The sequence below is a fragment of the Clostridioides sp. LIBA-7602 genome, from assembly GCF_056688945.1.
Map to the genome: position 1 here is coordinate 1,642,068 of NZ_CP196991.1, position 22,679 is coordinate 1,664,746.

The 22,679-nt window shown below is 27.4% G+C and carries 20 protein-coding genes and 1 other annotated feature; of the genes, 10 read left to right on the plus strand and 10 right to left on the minus strand.

Annotation, left to right across the window (positions count from 1 at the left end; translation table 11 throughout):
- The first annotated feature begins 22 nt into the window (after nt 1–22).
- Entirely contained in the window at nt 23–280 is a 258-nt protein-coding gene (locus ACTG45_RS07870) for a phage holin family protein (protein ID WP_021384262.1), read from the plus strand.
- Nucleotides 281–688: 408 nt separating this feature from the next.
- Here ACTG45_RS07870 and ACTG45_RS07875 read toward each other — a convergent pair whose 3' ends face one another.
- The 4 genes from ACTG45_RS07875 to ACTG45_RS07890 form a co-directional block, all read right to left on the minus strand.
- Entirely contained in the window at nt 689–871 is a 183-nt protein-coding gene (locus tag ACTG45_RS07875) for a hypothetical protein (protein WP_021384275.1), read from the minus strand.
- A 355-nt stretch (nt 872–1,226) separates the two neighbouring features.
- The gene (gene panC / locus ACTG45_RS07880) at nt 1,227–2,075 is read right to left on the minus strand and encodes a pantoate--beta-alanine ligase (RefSeq protein WP_479920122.1); all 849 of its coding nucleotides are present in this window, start codon (nt 2,073–2,075) and stop codon (nt 1,227–1,229) included.
- Nucleotides 2,076–2,093: 18 nt separating this feature from the next.
- A complete protein-coding gene (gene panB, locus ACTG45_RS07885) occupies nt 2,094–2,921 on the minus strand; it encodes a 3-methyl-2-oxobutanoate hydroxymethyltransferase (RefSeq protein ID WP_021384279.1) in 828 nt (275 codons plus the stop codon).
- Nucleotides 2,896–3,849 carry a Rossmann-like and DUF2520 domain-containing protein gene (locus tag ACTG45_RS07890; protein WP_479920288.1) on the minus strand — a complete coding sequence of 318 codons (954 nt, stop codon included), beginning with the start codon at nt 3,847–3,849 and terminating at the stop codon, nt 2,896–2,898. Before ACTG45_RS07890 ends, panB begins: the two co-directional genes overlap by 26 nt.
- A 733-nt stretch (nt 3,850–4,582) precedes the next feature.
- Here ACTG45_RS07890 and ACTG45_RS07895 point away from each other — a divergent pair.
- Nucleotides 4,583–6,685, plus strand: a complete 2,103-nt coding sequence (locus tag ACTG45_RS07895; RefSeq protein ID WP_479920123.1) for a bifunctional diguanylate cyclase/phosphodiesterase — start codon at nt 4,583–4,585, stop codon at nt 6,683–6,685.
- Between the two features lie 240 nt (nt 6,686–6,925).
- Here the strand turns inward: ACTG45_RS07895 and ACTG45_RS07900 are convergent, their stop codons facing one another.
- Nucleotides 6,926–7,705, minus strand: a complete 780-nt coding sequence (locus ACTG45_RS07900; RefSeq protein WP_479920124.1) for an acyl-CoA thioester hydrolase/BAAT C-terminal domain-containing protein — start codon at nt 7,703–7,705, stop codon at nt 6,926–6,928.
- Nucleotides 7,706–7,828: 123 nt separating this feature from the next.
- A complete protein-coding gene (locus tag ACTG45_RS07905; protein WP_021384272.1) occupies nt 7,829–8,509 on the minus strand; it encodes a TetR/AcrR family transcriptional regulator in 681 nt (226 codons plus the stop codon).
- 557 nt (nt 8,510–9,066) lie between these two features.
- On the opposite strand from ACTG45_RS07905, the gene ACTG45_RS07910 reads away from it, so the two are divergent.
- On the plus strand, nt 9,067–9,885 hold the full coding sequence (locus ACTG45_RS07910; protein ID WP_479920125.1) for a MerR family transcriptional regulator: 819 nt from the start codon (nt 9,067–9,069) through the stop codon (nt 9,883–9,885).
- 132 nt (nt 9,886–10,017) lie between these two features.
- On the opposite strand, the gene feoB is transcribed toward ACTG45_RS07910, so the two are convergent.
- The 3 genes from feoB to ACTG45_RS07925 all read right to left on the minus strand — a co-directional run bounded on the left by feoB (nt 10,018) and on the right by ACTG45_RS07925 (nt 13,157).
- Entirely contained in the window at nt 10,018–12,138 is a 2,121-nt protein-coding gene (gene feoB, locus ACTG45_RS07915) for a ferrous iron transport protein B (protein ID WP_021384258.1), read from the minus strand.
- 25 nt (nt 12,139–12,163) lie between these two features.
- Nucleotides 12,164–12,391: a FeoA family protein gene (locus tag ACTG45_RS07920; RefSeq protein WP_003420037.1), complete on the minus strand. Its 228-nt coding sequence runs from the start codon at nt 12,389–12,391 to the stop codon at nt 12,164–12,166.
- A gap of 319 nt (nt 12,392–12,710) precedes the next feature.
- Nucleotides 12,711–13,157 carry a GNAT family N-acetyltransferase gene (locus tag ACTG45_RS07925; RefSeq protein WP_479920126.1) on the minus strand — a complete coding sequence of 149 codons (447 nt, stop codon included), beginning with the start codon at nt 13,155–13,157 and terminating at the stop codon, nt 12,711–12,713.
- 172 nt (nt 13,158–13,329) lie between these two features.
- On the opposite strand from ACTG45_RS07925, the gene ACTG45_RS07930 reads away from it, so the two are divergent.
- A complete protein-coding gene (locus ACTG45_RS07930) occupies nt 13,330–14,298 on the plus strand; it encodes a DUF2232 domain-containing protein (protein WP_479918552.1) in 969 nt (322 codons plus the stop codon).
- 150 nt (nt 14,299–14,448) lie between these two features.
- Nucleotides 14,449–14,701 (plus strand) — a binding site (T-box leader).
- Between the two features lie 72 nt (nt 14,702–14,773).
- Nucleotides 14,774–15,982: a tyrosine--tRNA ligase gene (gene tyrS, locus ACTG45_RS07935; RefSeq protein WP_021384286.1), complete on the plus strand. Its 1,209-nt coding sequence runs from the start codon at nt 14,774–14,776 to the stop codon at nt 15,980–15,982.
- Nucleotides 15,983–16,042: 60 nt separating this feature from the next.
- On the opposite strand, the gene ACTG45_RS07940 is transcribed toward tyrS, so the two are convergent.
- Complete coding sequence (locus ACTG45_RS07940; protein WP_021384259.1) at nt 16,043–16,924, minus strand: polysaccharide deacetylase family protein; 882 nt, start codon at nt 16,922–16,924, stop codon at nt 16,043–16,045.
- Between the two features lie 374 nt (nt 16,925–17,298).
- Between ACTG45_RS07940 and ACTG45_RS07945 the strand changes: the two genes are divergently transcribed.
- The 5 genes from ACTG45_RS07945 (at nt 17,299) to ACTG45_RS07965 (ending at nt 22,597) form a co-directional block, all read left to right on the plus strand.
- Nucleotides 17,299–18,243 carry a DMT family transporter gene (locus ACTG45_RS07945; RefSeq protein ID WP_021384268.1) on the plus strand — a complete coding sequence of 315 codons (945 nt, stop codon included), beginning with the start codon at nt 17,299–17,301 and terminating at the stop codon, nt 18,241–18,243.
- A 222-nt stretch (nt 18,244–18,465) separates the two neighbouring features.
- Nucleotides 18,466–19,011: an NADH peroxidase gene (locus ACTG45_RS07950; RefSeq protein ID WP_009889371.1), complete on the plus strand. Its 546-nt coding sequence runs from the start codon at nt 18,466–18,468 to the stop codon at nt 19,009–19,011.
- A gap of 91 nt (nt 19,012–19,102) precedes the next feature.
- A complete protein-coding gene (locus ACTG45_RS07955) occupies nt 19,103–20,251 on the plus strand; it encodes a DUF362 domain-containing protein (RefSeq protein ID WP_479920127.1) in 1,149 nt (382 codons plus the stop codon).
- Between the two features lie 52 nt (nt 20,252–20,303).
- Complete coding sequence (locus ACTG45_RS07960) at nt 20,304–21,569, plus strand: dihydroorotase (RefSeq protein ID WP_479920128.1); 1,266 nt, start codon at nt 20,304–20,306, stop codon at nt 21,567–21,569.
- A 32-nt stretch (nt 21,570–21,601) separates the two neighbouring features.
- Nucleotides 21,602–22,597 carry a GNAT family N-acetyltransferase gene (locus ACTG45_RS07965; RefSeq protein WP_479920129.1) on the plus strand — a complete coding sequence of 332 codons (996 nt, stop codon included), beginning with the start codon at nt 21,602–21,604 and terminating at the stop codon, nt 22,595–22,597.
- Nucleotides 22,598–22,679: the final 82 nt, after the last annotated feature.

The window sequence follows — 22,679 nt, forward strand, 5'->3', positions numbered from 1 at the left end:
AATATTTTGAGGAGGATAATACATGGATAGTTTAATAAGTTTTATACCACAACAATTGTTAATTTTAATAGTTGCACTTAATGTCTTAGGTATGGGGTTTAAAAAATATAAAAAATTAAGTGATAAGTACATTCCTATTATATTGCTTGCATTTGGAGTAGTATTTTCTGTTTGGATGTTAGGGTTTAATCCAACTTCTGTGTTACAAGGAATTCTATGTTGGGGAGTATCAATTGGATTAAATCAAGTATGTAAACAATTTAGAGACAATGATAAGTAAAAGATTGTATAATAAATATATCAATAAAAAAGTATTATTAAAATAAGAATAATTTAATGTATAGAATAATATATGAAATAGGTAAGAAGAATAAGTAAAGCGTACTTTATAAATGGTCTAAATGTTTTAAATCTAAAAAGAGATGGTAAAGTTAGCTAGTGTAAAATATGAAATATTGTAAACTGTATTAAATAGAACATGCATAATTTTTTGAATAGGAAGAACCAAATAGAATAAATGAAATGACTAAGTCTATGGATAGGACTTAAATGTATGATAATTATGTATGATTTATTATAGTTAAGACAGTAAATTCTGTAAAAAATAAAATATAAGATTGATATATTAAAGTGGGTAAGAAGAGAATCTTATATAAAATTTTTCTTCCCCACTTCAATATATTTAATGTTATGCCAAACCACACTCACATAGTAGAATCATTATTCTATGGAGACATAACTCTACAATCTCTTCTCCATATTTTTTTATAAAATCACCAATTTGAGTTTCTATGAATGAATAGTATTCTTTTAAACTGGCAATATATGCAGTCATTATATGAACACATTCATCGATTTTATCTTTAAACACAATCAATCCCCCTAAAAAACAAAAAAATAAAAATATTCAGTAAATAGTAGACATTATTTCATTTATAAATATATATAGTATGATATATTGCTTACATATATTTTACAAGTAGATATGTAAAACTGGATATTATAATTGCAAAACTGGATAAATTTTTATACAAAAGGAAGAAATACTAACTTTTTAAACCCAATCATTAGGTAGTTAAGTTAAGAAAATTTAACAAGTCAAATTACACAAAAAAATATAAGTGTGCTAGTAGCACACTTATATAATTGAAATTAATAATAATTTTAAGTAAATCTAATTTTTAAAAAATCCTTTTATAATCGTATAAATTTTATAAAATTATAATTTATATATTTAACTGAAATGTAAAGTTATCAATTAATCTAGTTTTCCCTATAAAAACGGCAATTGCTACGAGTATAGAATTTTCTATTTGTTTAACAGGTTGTAATGTCTCGCTATCTACAATTTCAACATAATCTATTTTTACTAAATCTTTAGAAGTTATTTTAGAGATTATTAATTCTTTTATTTTTTTTACATCTAGATTTCCTTTTGTTAATTCTTCTTTTGCTAAGTTCAAACTTTCATTTAAAACTAAAGCTGATTTTCTTTCTTCTTTTGAAAGATATGTATTTCTTGAGCTTTTTGCTAAACCATCATTTTCACGAACTATAGGACAGCCTATTATCTCTGTGTCTATATTCAAATCTTTGACCATCCTTTTGATTACTGCTAATTGTTGAGCATCTTTTTCTCCAAAATAAGCTTTATCAGGGGTTACTATATTTAAAAATTTTGAAACAATTAAACATACACCTCCAAAATGAACAGGTCTTTTAGAACCACAAAGGAATTCTGTAAGTCCAGACACATTTATAGTAGTACAATTTCCTTTTAAATACATTTCTTCTGATGATGGATTAAATACTATTGATGCACCATTATCCATACAGTATTTAAAATCTTTTTCTATATCTCTTGGATAGTTATTAAAATCTTCATTGGGTCCAAATTGAGTTGGATTTACAAATACACTCACAACTACTTTATCATTTTCTTTTACAGCTTTTTTGATAAGACTTTGATGTCCTTCATGCAAAAATCCCATGGTAGGAACGAGCCCTATAGAATAGCCAGATTTTTTCCAATCTTTAATTATATTTTTTAATGATTTAATTTCTTTTACAAGCATTTTGTACCATCCTTAATCTTAGTATAATTTTTTTAATTCAGATTCATTTATTGAAAAGCTATGTTTTTCTTGTGGAAATGCACCTGTTTCAACTTCTAGTATGTAATTTTTAATTGAATCTTTCATTATATCTCCTATATTTGCATATTGCTTTACAAATTTAGGTACGAAATCTCCAAACATTCCCAACATATCCTGATAAACTAAAATTTGACCATCACAATTAATTCCTGCACCTATTCCTATTGTAGGAATTGAAATAGAATTAGTCACCATCTCAGCTATTTTAGCAGGAACTCCTTCAAGAACAATAGAGAATGCACCTGCTTTTTCTATTAATTTAGCATCTTCAATTAGTTGTTTTGCAGTTTCACTAGTATTTCCTTGAACCTTAAATCCGCCAAATGAATTTACAGATTGAGGTGTTAGACCTAAATGACCCATTACTGGTATTTGAGCATTTACAATGCATTTTATTTGTTCTATAATACTTGAGCCACCTTCTAATTTTACAGCATGTGCGCCACCTTCTTTTACAAGTCTACCAGCATTTTTAACAGCATCTTCTATAGAAACGTGGTAAGATAGAAATGGCATATCACTTACTATTAAGGCATTTTTTGCACCTTTTTTTATAGCTTTTGTATGATATATAATTTCATCTATAGTAACAGATAGAGTGTTTTCTTCTCCTTTTATGACCATTCCCAATGAATCTCCTATTAAAATACCATTTATATTACACTCATCCATTATTTTTGCTATTGAGTAATCATAAGCAGTAAGCATAGATAGCTTTTTTCCTTCACTTTTAGCATTTTTAAAAGTCATTACAGTATTTTTCATCGTTTTTTCCTCCTAAAATTTTGTAAATCTCTTTGTATTTCTCAGATTTACTTATTAAATTTTCAACTGCATTTTCTATAGAAAGATTTTTTGTACATTTTGATGAATCTTCATTTGCTAAGGCTATTATTTTTAGTAGATTTAAGGAAAGTATTTTGTAAATATCTTCATCTTTTTTATCTAATGCTGATAAATGTTTTTTTATTGGTGTTATATCCCCACGAGCAATAGGCCCAGTAAGAGCTTTAGTAAATCCATTATTAAGTATATTTTCTATATTTATTTTGACTAAAGGATTTATAGCTTTCAAAGCTTCTTCTTCGGATAAACCTAACTTGATAAAATAACTTACTCCTACATCTAGTAAAGATAGCACTAAATTTGAAACTAAAACATTAGCTAAATGATAAGTGGATGAAGTATTCTTATCTCTTACGAAAAATTGATTTCCTAAACTATCTATAAAATTTTGAATAAATGAATCATCTTTTTCACTATCGCCTTCTATGGAAAAACAAATTTCTTTCATTTTTTTTATATCAGTGTTTTTATTGGAAAATGCAAATATAGGATGGATAGAATAAATTAATGCACCTGCTTTTTTTGAATAGAACAATATACTAGATTTTAAAGAGCCACTGGTGTGACAAATGTATTTATGTTTTAAATTAAATTTGGAAAGTTTTTTGTCTATAATTTCAATAGAATCATCTGATGTTGTAATAAATAATATATCATTTTCATAAATAATGTCTTTCAATTTACTATAAATCTTTGTTTTTGTTAAATCTGTTGATTCTAATAAAGATAATTGATTTCTTCCATAAAAACCTGTTACACAATAATCCTTTGACAAAAAATAATTTGCTAAAGATGTACCAACTTTTCCGGAACCAATAAATCCTATTTTAATAGTATCACCTCCAATTTGTGATACAACATCTTAATTTCCAATCTCATTCACGAAGATATGAGTTATATAAGACAAAATAATTAAAAACATTTAAAGTATAGTTCTTATAACAAGATACCATCCATGGATATTTTACCATTTAAATAAAAAGTTGACAATTAATTCTATAAAAATTGATTAAATGTATTTTTATTTATATTGTCTTATTCTGATAAAGATGTAGCTAATTAAAAAAGCTTTAAAATAATATCTTCATAAATTAATAAAATAAATATAGTTAGATAATTCATATAAAACATAATCTATATAATAAAATACAAGTAAAAAAATTATGGTATTTATTAAATTCAATATTTTAAAGTTTACAATACATAATGAAAATAATTTCATATAAAGTAAAAAAATATTTTTTTTTACTTTATATTATCAATATTATATCTTTTTATCTCAAAGTTTAAAATAATAAAAAATATATAGTCTATTTTGTGTTTGATTTTATCAAGATAAATACTGGATTAAAATTTAAGACAAGATTTACAAGCCATTATATAGCAATAATCTCCTTAAAATTGATAATATGATATTGATGTATTTTTTTTTATCAACTATAATTTAAAATAGAAAGAAATAAGTTTTTCAATTAAATTGATCTATTTAATGTATATATAAATGATAAATAAATCCTCTATAATAAAAAAAATCTAGGAATATTATTAGAAATAATAGTAATAATGAAGGAGGTAAGTATATGAACAAACATAATCTTGAGGTTATATTAAATCAACTACAGTTTAATATATATATTACGGATATTCATACTAATAAAATAATTTTCATGAATAAAAATATGAAAAAAGAATATAATATTTCGGTTCCAGAAGATAAAGTTTGTTGGGAGGTACTATATTCTGAAAAAAATGCCCCCTGTAGTTTTTATAAAGTTTTAGAACTGCTAAAGAATAATAAAAAAGGAATATTAATAAAGTGGTATGAAAAATGTAATAAATTAAATCGAATTTTTGAGAATTATGATAGTTTAATTACATGGCAAGATGATACAGTTGTTTATATGCATCAATCTATAGATATTACAAACTCGACAAGTTTAAATGAGCAAGTTAAGTTTGATGAATTTTATCAAATATCAAATACCAAAGAAGAAAGAGATGATTTTGAAGATTTTAATATCTTAAGAAGTAAGTTTGATTATGATTCTACATTACTTTATGATGCTTTGATTAGAGGTACAGATGAGTATATATATATTTGCAATATGAAAACAGGAGTCTTTCGATATTCACCATCACAGGTTGAACTATTTGATTTACCAGGAGAAATTGTGGAGAATCCACTTGTTTACTGGAAGCAAATTGTACATCCAGAAGACTGGAATCGTTTTTATAAGTCGAATATGGAAATAGGTAAAAATCATATGGATTATCATTCAGTAGAGTTCCGGGCTAAAAATCGTATTGGAGAATATATTTGGTTAAGATGTAGAGGGCAATTAATGCGTGATGAATTTGGAGAACCAAGCATTTTTGCTGGAATAATGACACAATTAGGGAAACAAAATAAGATTGACCCATTAACACAGTTGTTGAATTACTATGAATTTATGAGTGCGTTTGAGGATAAACTTTCAAATCCTATGATTGAAAAATTGTGTATAGTATTATTGAATATTGATGATTTTAAAAATGTTAATGAGATGTATGATAGAGACTTTGGAGATAATATAATAAAAACTTTAGCACAATCTATACAATCTATTTTACCAGGTAATGCGGAACTTTATAAGCTTGATAGTGATGAAATGGGAATTCTCGTTGATAATGTTGAAGAAAAGGAAATTCAACTTTTATATGAGCAAATACAGAATTTAATTATACATCTTCACTTGTGGAGAAAATATGGATTAAATATAACAATTTCTGCTGGTTGTGTTATATATCCAAGACATGGAGATACAGTAAAAGAACTTAGTAAATATGCTAGTTACTCTTTGCAGTATGCTAAAGAGCATGGTAAGAACAGAATTGTTTTTTTCTCTGAAGAAATATTAAAAAATAAAATGTATTCATTAGCAATGATGTGGGAATTGAAAGCATCAATTAATGACAATTTTCGGGGATTCAGCCTCAGATTTCAGCCACAAGTAGATACACAAAGTCATAAGATAATAGGTGTAGAAGTGCTTTTAAGATGGACTAATAGTGAATGTAAAGCAATTTCTCCTTTAGAATTTATTCCAATTTTAGAAGAAAATGATATGATAAATATTGTTGGAGCATGGGTACTTCGGATGGCACTACGTACTTGTGGAGAGTGGATTACTTATTATCCACTTTTTACAGTAAGTGTAAATATTTCAGCTGTTCAAGTATTAGAGGATACATTTATTGAGGATATAATCAAAATTATAGATGAAGAAAATTTTCCTTATCAAAATCTTGTTTTAGAATTAACTGAAAGTCATACAGTACAAAATATGAGTATTTTACAACATAAGTTTAAGGTTTTACAAGACTTAGGAATTCGTATTGCTATGGACGATTTTGGTACTGGATATTCATCGTTAGAAGTTTTAAAATTTTCTCCAATAGATATAGTAAAAATTGATAGAGTATTTGTCAAAGATATATTAAAAAGTAAGTTTGATGCTACATTTATACATTTTATTGTTGCAATTTGTCACGATGTGGGCATAGAAGTCTGCTTAGAGGGAGTAGAAACAAAGGAAGAGTATAATTTAGTTAAACAAATGAAACCAGATTATATACAAGGATATTTTTTTGGAAAGCCACAAACAGCAAGGGAAATTTTTGATACCTTAAAAATAGATAATTGATATTAATTGAATTTGTAAATTTATGGTTATTTATCTTATCATTAAAGGAATTTTATGCATGTAATTATAATAATTGAAACTGTTAATATAATCAAAATGAAATACGATGTTGAGTACATAAAGGTAGAACCTATAAATAGTTGCTACCTTTTTTTATAATTATCAGGAGTAATTGTAAAAAAAGGTGGCATATATACATTTAATTTATTTCGAAGTTTATATCTTGTTGTGTTTAAATCTTTAAGCTAAAGACTGGGCATTTTTCTTTAGAAAAGTAATTATATTTTGACTTGATTTATCATATTCTAAAAAATAATGTCCCTCTAAGTCCAATACAATATGTTTAATATTATCTTTTTTTATACTATTTTCAACTAGAATAGAACTCATTTTTTTACTTGGCCAGTATTTATCATTTTCAGCAGAAAGTAATAATATTTTTCCGTTATATTGTTCAATGCTGATTAATGCGTCTTTATTAAAATTATTTTCGATAGATTTTTCATAACAAGTAGAATAAATATTGTTCTCTGCATCTCTTATAACCTCTTTGTCATAATAAAATTTAATATATGGCATTTCAATATTATTTAATGACCATGAGGATTTTGGATGTTTCATGCTAAATGAATTAATTGGTAGACCTTGGAATACATAACATCCAGAGACACAAGCAATAGTAATAGCTGATTCAAAATAATTTGATAATAACAAAGCAGCCTCTCCTCCTTTGGAGTTACCAATAATAACTACCTGACTATTATTTAGTTTAAGTATTTCCATAATGAAATTAATAGCTTTTATAAAATACTCTATTGGAACTCTTTCCAAGGTTTTGGGAAGATTTCCAACACCAAAATATGCAAGTAATAAAACATTATAATTAGATTTTAAATATTTGAGTAAATCACCACCTATTATTGGGAGACCTGGTCTACTACCACCCAAGACAATAACTAGTGGTTTTCCATCATTTTCGTAAAGGTCACCATAAATTTCATTTGTTCGATATTCTTTCATTGTAACTACCTCCTTAAGTTTAATAAAACTATTGACTGCTATAGATAAAGGTTTAACAGTACTGTTTTAAAGCTAAATGTAAATTGAGCTACTTACACGTTTTTTAGATAATTACTTTTTCTTTTACTTAAGAAGAGTTTCATAATCTGATGTAAGAATTTGAATGATATATTGATTTACATCATCATCTGTGAAATCAATTTTCAAAGCCCTAAGATGATAAGTACACAAAGAAAATATAACATCTTCTAAATTATTTGTAAATTTTTCATCAAGCCAGTAAGTTATAACACCAAATATACTATGAGTAAGCAGTACTGAAGTTACATCAATATTATTGATATCAAAGGAATGAACTTCGTTTAAATGTTTCAATATATTTTTCAAATAAATATTTGTTTTATCTAATATATCCCAACGTTTCTTCTCAAACAATTCATTAACGCCAGTAGATTTTACAAATAGTATCCTTGACAACTCCTTATTTCTTACATATGTCCAAATAGCACAAGTCATTGCTAAAGTGAATTTTTTAAAGGGACTATCATTTGTACCTATACAAACATTAGAAGCCAATTTTAGACTCATATCCAAAATTTCTTCATATATTTGTTCTAATACATCTTCTTTATTATCGAAGTAAGAATAAAAAGAGCCTACAGATACAGAGGCTTCATCAGTAATATTTTTTATAGAAGAATCAATATATCCTTTTTCAGAAAAGACTTTTACAGCTGCATCAAGTATAGCTTTTCTTTTTAAAAATTTTTTACTATCTGTTTTATCAGGAACAGTATTTTTCATAAAATTTCTCCAATCATAATGAATTTGAATTCATATTCATTATATAAATATTACTATAAAATGTCAATATATTTATAAGAATACATGTACATGAATAGATAATATTAATTGGTATCTGATAGCTATTAGCTCCTTGTTTTAAGAGTCTATCCAGAAATTCCAATCAAAGTTGAATATTTTTACTAAATTAGGGAAAACACTAGAACCAGTTTTTAAATCATTATGTGAATGGAGTACTCAATATTTATATAAATTAAAAAAGAATGGTAATAAACAGTTAAAAGGGCATGTATCAAAATGAAAGTTTAAATTATCTACTTTTTATATAAAACATAAAAGGAGTTGTGTTGAGAAAAGAGGATTGACATTAAGGAATGTTTAAAAATAGAAGAAAAAAATTTTGATAGTTTAAATAAATATTCAACTGACACATGGCTGACATTTAATTCTTAAAAATAAAATATACTAACTTCCTTAAATAAGAATTACTTGATTTAGCTAATAATAAAGAATATAGTAACTATATAGAAAACAAGAAAATAAGGAGTGTGTAGCCCTTGGAAAAACAGTATTTTACCACAGGTGAATTTGCAAAGTTGTGTGGAATATCTAAACAGACATTAATTTTTTATGATAAAATAGGAGTTTTTTCTCCAGAATATAAAGATAAAAATAATTATAGATATTATTCAGTCTATCAATATGATACATTGGATATATTACAATCACTAAGAGAAATAGGAATGAGTCTAGAAGAAATAAAAGCGTATATACAAAATAGAAGCCCCCAACTTTGTGTAAAAATGCTTAGAGAAGAAGAAAAAAAGATAAGAGAAAAAATAAAAAAATTAAGAAAGATAAGTTCTAAAATGCAAAATAGAATAAATACAACAGTTGAAGGAATTTCTAAAATGAATAATGAAGAAATTTATATATCAAAAAGGTTTGAGGAATACTTAGTCTTATCAAGCGACTTGAGTAGTATGAGTAATGGTGATTTTATGATGGAATTAATAGATTTTACTAATTACTGTAAATTAAAAAATTTGTATCAAGGATATGAGTTAGGAGTAATAGTAAGTAATGATAATATAAAAAATGAAGACTATTTGAGCATATCAAGTTTTTATTTAAAAATAGATAAAAAAATAAAAGACAAAAAGTTATATATAAAGCCAGAGGGAATGTATGCGTGTATAAAGCATATTGGAAAATATGAGGATTCATATAAATCTTATGGAAAATTGAAAAAGTATATATATGAGAACGGATATGAAATTGTCGGAAATTCATATGAGGAGAGTATACTTGACTTCTTTTGTGAAAGTAATGAAGATAATTATATGACCGAGATTTCAATCCAAATATCTAAATAAGAATTAAAATAGAGATATATTCAAATATTAAGTAATTATACCTATCACTGAGTATATCTCTATGTTTTATAATAATATCTATAAAGTTTTAAATAGTATTTAAAAAACACCTTTAATACTAACTAATGCTAATTATATGAACAAATTGTAAATTGTAGTTGTTAAAAAACAAACAACAAAAGCAAGTACAGTAGGCATTAAAAATCCTAAGGCAGTCCATTTTAAACTTCCAGTTTCTCTTTTTATTGTTAAAAGCGTTGTTGCACAAGGCCAGTGCAATAAACTGAATAGCATAACATTTAAAGCTGTCAAATAAGTCCAGCCATGTTCTCTAAGAACTTGACCTAAAGCACTAAAGCTATCTAATTCTATCATAGAACCAGTTGCCAAGTAAGCCATAAGAAGTATAGGTATAACTATCTCATTTGCTGGAAATCCAAGAATAAAAGCCATCAATATAAAACCATCAAGACCAATTGCTTTAGCTAAAGGGTCTAAAAAGTTTGCAACATGTGATAGTACGCTTAAATCTCCTATATAGATATTTGCAAATATCCAAGTTATGACACCAGCAGGTATGGCTACTACTACAGCTCTTCCCAAAACAAATATTGTTCTATCTATTATGGAAGTATATAAAGTTCTTCCTATTTGAGGAACTCTATAAGGAGGAAGTTCTAATGTAAATGTAGATGGAACTCCTTTTAATAACGTCTTAGAAAGAGTATAAGAAACCAATAATGTTATTACAACACCTAAAATTATCAATAAAGTTATACAAAATGCAGTTGCTATACTTGATACAAAAGAGCTAGTTATAACTGAGCTAAAAAATATTGTAGATATAGCTATCAGAGTGGGAAAACGACCATTACAAGGTACAAAGTTATTTGTAAGTATAGCTATTAGTCTTTCCCTTGGAGAATCAATTATTCTACAACCAATAACTCCAGCTGCGTTACATCCAAATCCCATACACATAGTTAAACATTGTTTGCCATGTGCACAAGCTTTTTTAAATAAGTGGTCTAAGTTAAACGCAACTCTTGGCAAATATCCAAAATCCTCAAGTAAGGTAAATAGTGGAAAAAATATTGCCATAGGAGGTAGCATTACAGAAATTACCCACGCTAAAGTTCTATATAATCCTAAAACCAACATATCATTTAACCATGATGGACAGTTGATACTATTCAATACACTTGAAATACTTGGCTCAAATCCAAGTAGCAAATTAGACAGTAAAGAGGATGGATAGTTAGCACCTTCTATAGTAATCCACAATATAGTACCTAGTAACAAGAGCATTATTGGAAGCCCAAATATTTTGGATGTTAATATTTTATCTACTTTTTCTTCTCTATCAGTTGATTTTTTAGGAACGTTAGAAGAACATTCATCACTTAGTTTCTTAGCATAATCATAGTTGATTTTAGTAAATTTATCTCTAATTTTCTGCTTATTTATATCATTTGGGATTTTTTTCTTCACTTCATTAATAGCATCTATTGAATCTTTATCTATATAATTGCTCATGGATTCAAAGATACTTTCGTCGCCATCAATAAGTCTGAGACCTAACCATCTAGAATTTATATTTGGCATGATATTATCTAATTCTGGTTGAATTGATTTTACCATATCTTCTATATCTTCACTATATTTTACAGGTTTATTATTGAACTTGTATTTATCAAAAGATACATCATTTAAAGTATCTAATAATTCATCCATACCAGAACCACTTCTTGCAGCAGTTAAAATAACTGGAATACCAAGAGAATCTTCTAGAAGTTTTGTATTAATAGTAATTCCTTTTTTCCTAGCTTCATCTATTAAATTTATACATAAAATAACTTTATCTGTAAGTTCCATCACTTGAAATACCAAGTTTAAATTTCTCTCAAGACATGTAGCGTCACATACTACTATTACTGCATCTGGATTACCAAAACATATAAAATCGCGAGCCACAATTTCTTCCTGTGATAAGGCAAATAGAGAATATGTCCCTGGTAAATCTATCAATGCATATTCAGCATTCTTATATTTAAAATTACCACGAGCTGTAGCTACAGTTTTTCCTGGCCAATTTCCAGTATGCTGTCTAAGCCCTGTAAGATGGTTAAATACAGTACTTTTACCTGTATTTGGATTACCAGCCAATGCAATTACAAACTGGTCCTCTTTATTGTCTATATCAAACATGTCTTTTAAAGAACTCATTTTAGTTGAGTTATGTGTCAACCCCATATTAATATCCTCCTACTAGAAAATTTTAAATGTCAGAAACTAATATTAAGCTACTTTCTTCTTGTCGTAGAGCTATCTTACTACCTCTGATTTTGTAGACAGTTAAATTATTTTTTGGACCTTTTCTAACTACATCTATAACAGCTCCTCTAGTAAGACCAAGCGCTAACATTCTTTCTCTTAAATTACCACTAGATAATATATCTTCAACTTTAACAGTTTTTTTCACTTGAATATCGTTAAGGTTTTTCATAGTAGCACCTCCATGCATGAAATTTAGCCTGAGCTAATCTTCTTATTCTAAACTATGCATTATATTATTACCTTGTTACTTTCACAAAAAAAAGATAGGCAAGATGCCTATCACAAAGTTGGGTATAATTCTTACTTTTGGGGAAAGTAGAATATAGAATAAAAATTAACATTTTGAATCTATATAATTATTGAATTTTGATAATAAAAAAATCAGAAAGCAAAAAGCCTTCTGACTCTATATAAGGTATTTTCAAATACCTAAATATCAATTCAATATATTATTTATACTTAAATTATATATTAACAATATTAGCTTGTCAACACTGTAATCTCATTTTAATATGTTCAATTCCAGCTTCATCGTATACTTCTGATATTTCTTTAAAACCACAAGACAAATAAAGATTTTTTATATAAGCTTGTGCTGATAAAGTTATATTGTTTTCATGTAAATTAATCTTTATGAAGTCTATAGCACAATCCATCATTTGTTTTGCTAACCCCTTTTTTCTATGAGTAGAAAGAACCAAAACTCTACCAATAGAAACATCATCATAAGAGCTATATTCTCTAGGAATTATCCTAGCATAAGCACAAATCAATCCATCATTTTTTAAAAATATGTGATAAGAGTTTTTATCTATATCATCATAATCGTTTAACGAAAATATCCTTTGTTCACAAGCAAATACTTCGTATCTTGATTTTGCTATTTCATAAAATTCATCCAAACTTAAATCATTAAAGTGTTTAATTTTAAACATAGTAATTACCTCCTAGCGTCTTAAAAAACTGAATATTAAGATATATTATATCATTTCTAATATAAATACTTTCATTAAAATTTATATTTATTAAAAATATTTTAAAAAAATGATATACTATATTAAAAATAAAATTTTAGTTAGAAAATTTATGATTTATGGAGGATTTATTTTGAATACTACTAAAAAATTAACTGAAGCTGCTTTATTGTCATCTTTATTCATAGTAGTGACAATTATAGCTGTGGGGACTGGATTTGGATATGCTATTTATTTAGATTTTATAGTACCAATATTTTTTTGTATAATATGCTTAAAATGTGATTTAAAGTATACTATTTTATCTGGAATTACTTCACTTTTAATAATTTCTCTAGTACTTGGAAATCTAGGAACTGCTATTTGGGCAAGTCAGAGTGTATTACTTGGTATAATGTGTGGTTATCTTATAAATAAACCTACAATGGTGATGGATGATTTAGTATATGGTTCAATATTTGGAATAATTATAATGGTTTTTATTGATATATATGCTTCAGCATTAATAGGTTACAGTTTTATGAAAGAATTTCAGGGATATAGTAAATTAATTTATTTTAATGGATATGCAAATCTTATTTATTATTTGATGATAGCACTGTTTCCATTTGGCATGGTTTTTTGTATATATTTTTTAAGCTTGATTTTGGGACATAAATTGCATATTTTAGGTTCTAATTCTTTAAAAAAGTTTTTGATATTTAGGAACTTTAGAAGTCTAAATCAATTTTTATGTTGTTCAAAGAAAGTTTTTTATATATGTGTTTCTTATTTAACTGTTTTTGAAATTGTAAAACTATTAAATATTAAAGTTGATTTTGTTTATTTAAAAACAATCTTAATATCAATTGCTTATTTATGTGTTTATTTTATCATTAGGGATTCATGTATGTCACTGCAAAATTTTATAATATCTAAGTTTAGAAAGTTACTATATGCTAGAATTTCTTTTTTAATAATAATTTTATTGTTATTTTTTATGTTTAACGTGACGATTGTTGGTTTAATAATCATAAATGCATTTTTAAATAAGAAAATAAACATAAGATTGAGTCAGACTAACATTGTCAATAAACAAATCAATATTTTAATTGAAAAATAACTTTACATATTGGTAAAAAATATAAAAAGATAGTATAATGTAAAAAAACATGTATATAATAATAAAAAAGGTTGACAAAATACAAAAATAATAATATATTATGAGTAAGTTAAGAAAAATTTCTTGTAATTGATGAAATAATCTGAATATATAAATGCTGTGAAGAGAAGAAGTAGAGCTAGATTTTATTTAACAGAGAGTTCCAGCTTGGTGAAATGGAATAAATTAATTTAGTTTGAATACATCTCAGAGCACTATCTCTGAAAGATAACAACCATTAAGAGATATCGGAGTAGTACACGTTATAGTACACGGGTATATGTAATTATACTCTAAGAGATTAGTATCGTGAGATATTGATGAACTAAGGTGGTAACACGTAAGCAATGCTTTCGTCCTTTTAATAGGATGAAAGCTTTTTTTATTATAAAAATAAAAATTAAAGATTATATAAATATTTTAGGAGGAATGAAAAATGAAATCGATAGACGAGCAAATACGAATAATTATGAAAGGTGTAGATGATTTAATAGATGAAAAAGAGTTAAGAGAAAAACTTATTAAATCAGAAAAAGAAGGAAAACCTATGATAGTAAAATTGGGTCTAGACCCAAGTGCTCCAGATATACATTTAGGGCATACAGTAGTTCTTAGAAAAATGAAGCAACTACAAGATTTAGGTCATCAAATAGTAATAATAATTGGAGATTTTACAGGGAAAATTGGAGACCCAACTGGAAAATCTAAAGCAAGAAAAGCTTTAACAACAGAACAAGTTCTTGAGAATGCAAAAACTTATGAAGAACAAATTTTCAAAGTTTTAGATAAAGAAAAAACTATTGTAAGATTCAATAGTGAGTGGTTAGCTAAATTAAATTTTGAAGATGTAATAAAACTAGCAGCAACTATTACTGTTGCAAGAATGTTAGAAAGAGAAGATTTTAAGAAAAGATATGAAGGGCAAATGCCAATATCAGTACATGAATTCTTCTACCCATTAATGCAAGCATATGATTCTATAGCATTAGAAGCTGATATAGAGCTTGGTGGAACTGACCAAAGATTCAACTTATTAATGGGAAGATCACTACAAAGAGAATTTGGTATGGAGTCTCAAATAGTAATAATGATGCCTTTAATAGAGGGATTAGATGGAAAAGAAAAAATGAGTAAGAGCTTAGGCAACTATATTGGAATAGATGAAGAAGCAGGAATAATGTACCAAAAATCTATGGAAATTCCTGATGAACTTATAATTAAATACTATAATTTAGTAACTGATGTTCATCCTGACGAAGTTAATAAAATAGAATCTCAGTTAAAAGATGGTTCAGTAAATCCAAGAGATATAAAGATGAATTTAGCAAGAGAAATAGTAACATTATACCATGGAGAAGAATCTGCTAAAGAAGCTGAAGAAAGATTTAAATCTGTATTCCAAAAAGGTCAAATACCTGAAGATATACAAACAATTCAAGTTAAAGAAGATGAATTTGATTTAATTGAAGTATTAGTTGCTAATGAAATTGTTAAGAGTAAGAGTGAAGTTAGAAGATTAGCTTCTCAAGGTGGAGTAAAGGTAAATGGTGAAAAAGTAGAGGATTTAAGCGCTATTGTTAAAGAAAGTGAATTAGTTGTTCAAATAGGAAAGAAAAAGTTTGTAAAAATTGAACTAGTAAAATAGATTAAAATAAAAGCAAGTTCATTGAGTATAAAAAATATAATCAATGAGCTTGCTTTTTTATTATATTAAAATCTTAAATTGATAACCATTATCTTTGAAATATGTTATAATTTGGTCCAATGCATTTACTGTTTCTTGCTTTCCATAAGTATCATGCATTAAAAGAACAACCATTTCTTTACCTTCAGAAGATTTTTTTGCATGTTCAAATAATTCTTGAGCATTTTTCTTTTTACCTTCTGCATCAGCATTTAAAGCATTCCAATCAATTGATGCCATATTTTTCTCTTTTAAGTAGTTACCTAGAGGTTCCATATTCTTCCAAGACATATATCCACCTGGGCATCTAACTACATTTGATGAGAAATTCTTTCCTAAAACTTTTTTCATAGCTTCATCAGTTTTATTAAGTTCATTTACGAATGTATCAAGATTTAGGCTTCTGCCAGGGTATAGTTTTTTATAGTCGTGAGTGTAAGAGTGATGAGCTATTGCATTTCCCTCATCAAATGTTCTTTTTAAAATTTCATTAGCACCTTTTCTTTCAAGTGAATCACCTTTAATAAAGAAAGTTCCCCTAACACTATGTCTTTTTAAGATATCTAGGACTTGTGGAGTATTAGTAGTAGATGGTCCATCATCAAATGTAAGAAATACTATCTTCTCTCCGTTGTTTGAATAGTCGTATTTGCTAAGTTTATCCCAAACTAATTTTGCATCATATCCATATTCTTTTGCAGCTTCTTTTTTTGCACCAATAATAGGTTCATTTTTTTCTTTTTCGATTCTTTCTTTTTCTAGCTTTTCAGCCCTAAGTCTTTCTTGAGTTTCTTTAATTTCTTTTTTTCTAGACATATCCGCCCATGCCATAGAAAAAATACCAATAGCTATTACAACAATTATAGTAAGTGTAACAGTTTTCTTTTTTCTTCTTTTTACCATGATTACAGCATTCCCCCTTTTGTCGAATTGTATCAAAAATATATTATAATTATATCGAACAAAGTAGAAAAAGTAAACCGACAAAGTTGTAACTAAGATAACCAAAGTGTAACTTATTTGACATTATTTGCATAATATTAAAGTATAATATATTAAAGTTATTCATAAAAAAATTTAGTATAAGTAAAAAAATAAAAAAATTTATTAAAAAGGTGTTTACAAAAAATGATTAATATATTACTGTTAAATAGTGGATATAAATCTGAGCTCACGATGGATACAAATTTAGATTTAAAATACTGAAAAAATTTACTATATTAATCTATAGTAATGCTTATAGAAAAACTCTCTTGCTGTTTAGGGGGTTTATAATTTTGCAAAAAAATAAAAAGGAGGGGGCTTTATTGAAAAAATACTTTGGAGAAATAGGACTAATATTTATAGCAATTATATGGGGAAGTGGCTTTGTAGCAACCCAATTTGCATTAGACGGTGGGCTTACACCTCTACAAATCATAACTGTAAGATTCTTCTTAGCAGCCGTAATTATGAATTTATTGTTTTTTAAACAGATCCGCGCTAATATGGGGAAAAAATTGTTAAAAGCAGGAGGGCTTTTAGGAGTATTTTTATTTCTAGCCTTCACAGTACAAACCATTGGACTTATGTACACTACACCATCTAAGAATGCATTTATAACAGCAGCAAATGTTGTAATAGTTCCATTCATAGGATTTATACTTTATAAAAGGAAACTTGATAAGATAGGGATAATAAGTAGTTTGGTAGCCCTTGTAGGGATTGGTATACTTTCTTTAGAAGCAGATTTCTCTATCAATTTTGGCGATTTACTAACACTTATATGTTCATTAGGATTTGCATTTCATATATTCTTTACAAGTGAGTTTGCAAAAGATAACAACCCAATAGCATTAACAGCTGTTCAATTTACTGTAGCATTTTTAATGTCTTTAGTAGTTCAGACATTTGCAGGTCAATTGAAGATGGAAGCTGAATTATCTGGCTATATGGGAACTATATATCTAGCTATATTTAGTACTACAATAGGATTTTTATTTCAGACTATATGTCAAAAAAGAGTTGATGGAACGAGAACAGCTATAATATTATCTACAGAAGCTGTATTTGGTACTATATTTTCTATAATAATTCTAAAGGAACTTATTACAGCAAAATTGGTTATTGGTAGCATATTGATATTTGTTGCAATCATAACAGCAGAAACTAAATTATCTTTTTTAAAGAGCAAAAAAGTTAAACTTAAAGATTCAAAAGAGTCTTCCTTGGAAAGTATTTAATAAGACAATTGTTTCCTAATTAATCAAATAAACTATGTATTATGTAGAAATTTGACATCAAAACTTGGTTGATACTGGTGTTTCAAAGTGATAAAATTAATTAGGAAATAAATTTTATTTTTAGTGTTTAAACCATAAAGCTGGGGGTATATATATTCTTGTAGCAAGTTATTAAACTTAAAAATAAAAATTTAATTATATAAAATTGGGAGGAAATTAATTATGAAAAAATTTGTTTGTACAGTATGTGGATATATACATGAAGGGGATGCTGCACCAGCACAATGTCCAGTATGTAAAGTTGGAGCTGATAAATTCGAAGAAATGAAAGGTGAAATGGTTTGGGCTGACGAACATAGAATAGGAGTAGCTCAAGGTGTAGATGCAGAAATAATCGAAGGATTAAGAGCTAACTTTACTGGTGAATGTACAGAAGTAGGAATGTACTTAGCAATGAGTAGACAAGCTGATAGAGAAGGTTATCCAGAAGTAGCAGAAGCATATAAGAGAATAGCTTTTGAAGAAGCTGAGCATGCTGCTAAATTTGCAGAACTTCTTGGAGAAGTTGTAGTTGCAGATACAAAAGAAAACTTAAGAGTTAGAGTTGACGCTGAGTACGGTGCAACTGATGGAAAATTAAAATTAGCTAAGAGAGCAAAAGAATTAGGATTAGATGCTATACATGATACAGTACATGAAATGTGTAAAGATGAAGCTAGACATGGTAAAGCATTCTTAGGATTATTAAACAGACATTTTGGAAAATAATAATTAAAAACATAGATTAAAAGGAGAAACTTTAGTTTCTCCTTTTTTGAATTATACAAATAAATTGTTTTGATAAAAGGATGGAAATAATATGAAGTCAGTATCTGTTAGGAGTTGTAAAACTTACAATTATGAAGATGTAAGAGATTCTATTGAAAAAAATTTAGATGATATTGGAGGCATTGATAGATTTGTTAAGAAAGGGAGTAAAGTACTTGTAAAACCAAATTTATTGATGAAAAAAAGACCCGAAGAAGCTACAACCACGCATCCTATGATTGTAAGAGTTGTATGTGAGAAACTTTTAGAGTTAAATTGTGATATTACAATAGCAGATAGCCCTGGTGGTCCATATAATCAAAGCTCTCTTAAGAGTATTTATAAAGCATCTGGAATTGAAGAGGTAGCAAATGATTTGGGTATTAAGTTAAATTATGATGTTTCAGATGTTAAGATACATAGTGAAAAAGCACATGTTCTAAAATATATGGATATTATTAAACCAATAGTAGATGCAGAATATATAATAAATCTCTGTAAATTAAAGACACATGTGATGGCAACTTTTACTGGTGGTACAAAAAACTTGTATGGATGCATAGCTGGATTGAAAAAAGCAGAAATTCATTATAGATTTCCTACAGAAGAATTGTTTTGCGAAAATGTACTTTTAGATATTTGTGACTATGTGAAACCAACATTGACAATTATGGACGGAATAGTAGGTATGGAAGGTGATGGACCCTCAGCTGGAACTACTAGAGAAATAGGTGTCCTATTAGCATCACAAAATCCGTATGCTATAGATGTAGTTGCATGTAAGATTATAAATTTATTTCCAAATAGAGTTGCTACAATTAGAGGAGCTATAAAAAGAGGATATATAGAAGCAGATTTTTCGGATGTTGAGATTGTAGGAGAAGATATAAATGATTTAATTATAAAAGACTATAAGGTTCCAAATGTAAGTAAAGATTTGAGATTATTTTCTGTAAAACTACCAAAATTTTTAAATGAACCTATTTCAAAGCTTATAACACCAAAACCTGTGGTTAGATTTCAAGATTGTATAAAATGTGGAAAATGTAAGGAAGCTTGTCCTGCAAGTACTATAGAGATGGGAAAGAAGGGAGCTATTATAGACTTAAGTAAATGTATACGATGTTACTGTTGCCATGAACTTTGTCCTAAAAAGGCTATTGATGTCAAACGTAATTTTGTATTTAAGTATGTAAAATAATGTATAATATTATATAAGTCTATATAAATGAAAAGTATAAAGGAGAAATAAGATGATTTTAATTAAAAATGGTAGGGTAATAGACCCTAAGAGTCAAAAAGATGAGAAAATAGATTTAATTATAAAAGAAAATAAAATTTATAAAATCGGTAAATTTGATAAAAGCAATGAATATGAAAAGATAATAGATGCTAGTGGCAATATAATTGCTCCAGGTTTAGTAGATGTACATGTTCATTTTAGAGACCCAGGATTTACATATAAAGAAGATATAGAAAGTGGGGCTAAGTCTGCTGCTAGAGGAGGATTTACAACCGTTATATGTATGGCAAACACTAATCCTATTGTAGATAATGAAGATACTTTTAATTATGTTAAAGAAAAATCAAAAAACGCATGTATAAATGTTTTACAAGCGGCTGCTATAACTAAAGGTTTTGAAGGTAAAGAGTTAGTTGATATGGAAAATCTCAAAAAAGCTGGTGTACCAGGATTCACTGATGATGGATTACCTCTGATGGATAGCAATCTAATTATGGAGGCTATGATTAAGGCAAAAGAGTTGGATGTGCCACTTAGTTTTCATGAAGAAGACCCTTCTTTAGTTGGAAATCCAGGTGTAAATGCAGGAAAGGTAGCTTCAGAGTTAGGATTAAAAGGTGCATCAAGTGTGGCAGAAGATGTTATGGTAGCTAGAGATTGTATGTTAGCATTAAAGACTGGAGCTAAGATTGATATACAACATATAAGTTCTGGGGTATCTGTTGATATGGTTAGATTTGCAAAATACCTTGGTGCAAATGTAGTTGCAGAGGCTTCACCACACCACTTTACACTGACAGAAGAAGATGTATTAGAGTTTGGAACAAATGCAAAAATGAATCCACCTTTAAGAAGTAAGTGGGATAGAGATAAGATTATAGAGGGATTAAATGATGGTACCATTGAAATAATAGCAACAGACCATGCACCACATAGTAGAGAAGAAAAAGACAGAGAATTCATTAAAGCTCCAAGTGGTATTATTGGGTTGGAGACTTCTTTATCTCTTGGAATAACAAACTTAGTTCATAAAAACCATCTTAGCATGATGCAGTTAATAGAAAAAATGTCTACAAACCCTGCAAAATTGTACAACTTAAACGCTGGATTTATAGAAGAAGGTGCAATAGCAGATATTGTTATATTTAATCCTGAAGAAGAATGGACAGTTGAAAGCTTTGCCTCTAAAGCTGATAACTCGCCATTTAAAGGTAAGTCTCTATATGGTAAGGTTAATTATACAATATGTAATGGAGAGATTGTATATAACGCTTAATTTAGGATTATTTTTTCAAGGCGGTGAATACAATGATTGAAAGTAAAAGATTATATATTAGAAAAATGAATCATAATGACTTTGAGGAAATAAGTAAAATATTACAAGATATAGAGGTAATGTATGCTTGGGAACATGCTTTCTCTGATGAAGAAGTTTTGGAATGGATTGATAGAAATATACAAAGATACGATAATGATGGATATGGATACTTTATTGCTATAGATAAGGAAAGAGAAGACGTAGTTGGACAAATAGGTCTTATAAAACAAGACATAGGATTGGGAATAGGATATATAATAAAAAAAGAATACTGGAACCAAGGATATGCTACTGAAGGTGCAATTGCTTGTATAGATTATGCTATTAAGAATTTAAAAGCAGATACTTTAGTAGCAGATATAAGACCTGAAAACACAACATCTATAAATGTAGCAAAAAGGTTAGGTATGAAAAAAATATCAGAGTATGATAAGATTTATAGAGGAAAAGTAATGAAACATGATATCTATCAATTAGAAGTAACTGGATTAACTACAAAGATTGTCGAAGTAGTAGAGTATAATCCAAACTGGAAATATGAGTTTGAAAAGTTAAAATCTGCACTAGAAAAGGTATTAGGAAACTCAATTTTAAAAATAGAACATGTTGGTAGTACCTCTGTTGAAGGGCTTTCTGCGAAACCAAGATTGGATGTTGATATAGTAATTGAAAACTACAATTATCTAAATGATACTATAAGGAAATTAGAAAAATTAGGGTATAGGCATCTTGGTAATTTAGATATAGAAGGAAGAGAAGCTTTTTTATATGATACAACTGATTTTATGGAACACAATTTATATGTATGTCCTAAAAATGGAAAAGGGTATTTAGAACACATTAAATTTAGAGATTATTTAAGATTAAATCCAGATAAAGTTAAAGAATATTCTAATTTAAAGAAAAAACTAGCAAAACTTTATAGATATAATGTTGATGCTTACTGTGATAATAAAACAGATTTTATAAGAGAAATAATAGACTAGAAACTAAAGAACGCACTATTATATTTGAAAAAGATTAAATTCTTAATCTATCATATATAATAGTGCGTTATATATTAAATTT